The sequence below is a fragment of the Blastomonas sp. UPD001 genome, assembly GCF_003426715.1.
In the GTDB taxonomy this organism is placed as follows: domain Bacteria; phylum Pseudomonadota; class Alphaproteobacteria; order Sphingomonadales; family Sphingomonadaceae; genus Blastomonas.
On the sequence record NZ_QKVT01000049.1, the window covers coordinates 1 to 2,360 of the forward strand.

At 61.6% G+C, this 2,360-nt stretch carries 3 protein-coding genes; all 3 read left to right on the plus strand.

Translation table 11 applies throughout. The features are described 5' to 3' along the window. Positions 1-486, plus strand: a 486-nt coding sequence (locus tag DM995_RS18240; RefSeq protein ID WP_232824540.1) for a DUF6766 family protein, incomplete at its 5' end; no start/stop codon positions are given. Between the two features lie 141 nt (positions 487-627). After that, complete coding sequence (locus tag DM995_RS18245; protein ID WP_023837216.1) at positions 628-1,083, plus strand: ferritin-like domain-containing protein; 456 nt, start codon at positions 628-630, stop codon at positions 1,081-1,083. Positions 1,084-1,456: 373 nt separating this feature from the next. Beyond that, positions 1,457-2,360: site-specific integrase family protein (locus DM995_RS18250; protein WP_198669480.1), on the plus strand; the 904-nt coding region annotated here is incomplete at its 3' end.

Genomic DNA, 2,360 nt, shown 5'->3' on the forward strand with positions numbered 1-2,360 from the left:
CGAGCGCAAGTCCTGAGCGGGCCGGGCATGCAGGCCGACATCACCCGCCAGCACCACGACGCCGCGTCCGGCGCGACGCCGGACATGCAGCGCTGGAGCATCTGGCGCAAATATGCCTATGGCTGGCTGACCTTGCTGTTCTTCGCGGTCTCGCTGGGGCTGCACTGGTATTTCGGCTGGCGCGCGTTCGAGAACGAGGCGCTGCAGCACGGCCAGGCGCCCGACATGTCCGGCTATCTCGACGAGATGATGCGCGACACGTTCGAGAACTGGCAGTCCGAATTCCTTCAGCTGATCTGGCAGGTCGTGGGCCTCGCCTATTTCCTCTATGTCAGCTCGCCCAGCTCCAAGGAGAATGACGACCGGCTGGAGGCCAAGGTCGATGCGCTGCTGCGGCTGCAGGGGGGTGAGCAGGCCGAGACCATCATCCGCAGCATCGATGCACGCTATCTGCGCGATGCGGGCCATGCCGAGCCGCACAGCTGACCTGCAGCCCGCCGCCCCCGCCGGGCATCCGGGCGCGGAGCTAAACTATGTGGTTTCGCACCCCCCTGCCCAGCGCCGATATGCGCGCACCGTCTCGCCCGACCCCGGGCGCAGGCGCCTTTCCCCGATGGAGGTCCCCCAATGGCCAGCTATGACAATGACATCTCGCTCCTCAACTCGCTGATCGCGACCACGCTCGACAGCGTCGAGGGCTATCGCGAATCGGCCAAGGATGCCGAGAACCCGCAGCTCAAGTCGAACTTCGGCGAGCGCGCGACCGAACGCACGCAGGTGGTGGCGATGCTGCGCGACCAGGTCCGCACGCTTGGTGGCACGCCCGAGGATGACGGCACCGTGCTCGGCGGTGCGCACCGCATGTTCGTGAACCTCAAATCGATGATCGTCTCGCGCGACGACAAGGCGGTGCTGGAGGAAGTCCAGCGCGGCGAGACCTATCTGATGGAAAAGTTCGAGACCGCGCTCAACGATCGCAACGCCTCGCCCGAAACGCTCCGCGTGATCGAACAGGCGCACAGCCAGATCGCCTCGGGCAGCAGCGCGATGCAGGGCCTGGGATCGACCACCACCGGCTATTGACGCTGCGCCAGTCCGCGCGACCAGGGAAAGAGGGGCCATCCGTGCCCCTCTTTTTTTGCGCGCACGCGGCGACAATCAGGCCGAAACCTGATCTCATGTCGCTGCAAGATATCGGAAAAACTGGAGCGGGCGAAGGGATTCGAACCCTCGACCCCAACCTTGGCAAAGTACCCTAGCATCCCGAAGCAAGCCGCCGAGGGCCGCCATCGCTGCTAATAATGCTAAAAGTCCAATGCTTTAGAAAGGTGGCATCTTGTTATCTGCCGCCGATGGCCGCTATCATTGCGAAACGAACTGGATACTAATTGGATACGAGCGTACTGGCGTGGGTACGCACATGTTGGTGCGGCGGGGCGAAGGAAGGAGGACGTCCGTGGCTGATATATATCGCCTCACAAAGAGAATGGTCGTTGACGCCAAACCCATCGTTGGGCGGCCGACCTTCCTCTGGGACAAGGAACTCCGAGGGTTTGGCTGCAAGATCGAGGCCGGAGGCACAAAGTCGTTTATCGTCCAATATCGCAATGCCGAGGGGAGAAAGCGTCGCCTTGTGCTTGGTCGCTTCGGGGTAATTACGGTCGAACAAGCACGCGATGAGGCGCGGATCAAGTTGGGCGATGTTGCGCGCGGTTTTGACCCGGCTGACGAGAAGGCGGCAACAAAAAACGGGCTCACAGTTGGCGCGCTTTGCGACTGGTACCTTGCTGAAGCCGAAGCGGGTCGATTGCTTGGACGCAAGCGTGCGCCAATCAAGGCGTCTACCCTCGCGATGGATCGCAGTCGCATAGAGACTCACATTCGACCCTTGATCGGTAGTCGCAAGGTGGCGGCAATCCGACTGCCAGACGTCGAGGCTATGCAGCACGATATCGCTGTCGGAAAAACAGCTCGTCCGCGTAGCCGAGGCCGAGGAGGGCTCGCAAGTGGTGGCAAAGGCGTGGCCGCCCGTTCAGTAACGACGTTGCATAGCATCTTTGCCCATGCCAAGCGGGCTGGCTTGATCGAGTTCAACCCCGCTCTCGGGGTTAGAAAGTTCCCTGATGTAAGACGGACAAGGCGATTGAGCCGGGACGAACTGCGCAGTCTTGGCCGTGCTCTTCATGAGCGTGCCGACGCGGAACACCCAGTCGGTCTCGCTATAATACGGCTACTGGCGTTAACAGGCCTTCGACTGAATGAAGCCCAGTCGATGAAGCGCGAATGGATCTCACAAGATGGGTACATCGCCTTCGCCGATACAAAGTCGGGCGCGCAGATCAGGGTCATTGGAAGTCCGG

Excerpts from the sequence above, each read along its gene's own strand:
- DM995_RS18245 (WP_023837216.1), top strand. The coding sequence starts at position 628 with ATGGCCAGCTATGACAATGACATCTCGCTCCTCAACTCGCTGATCGCG.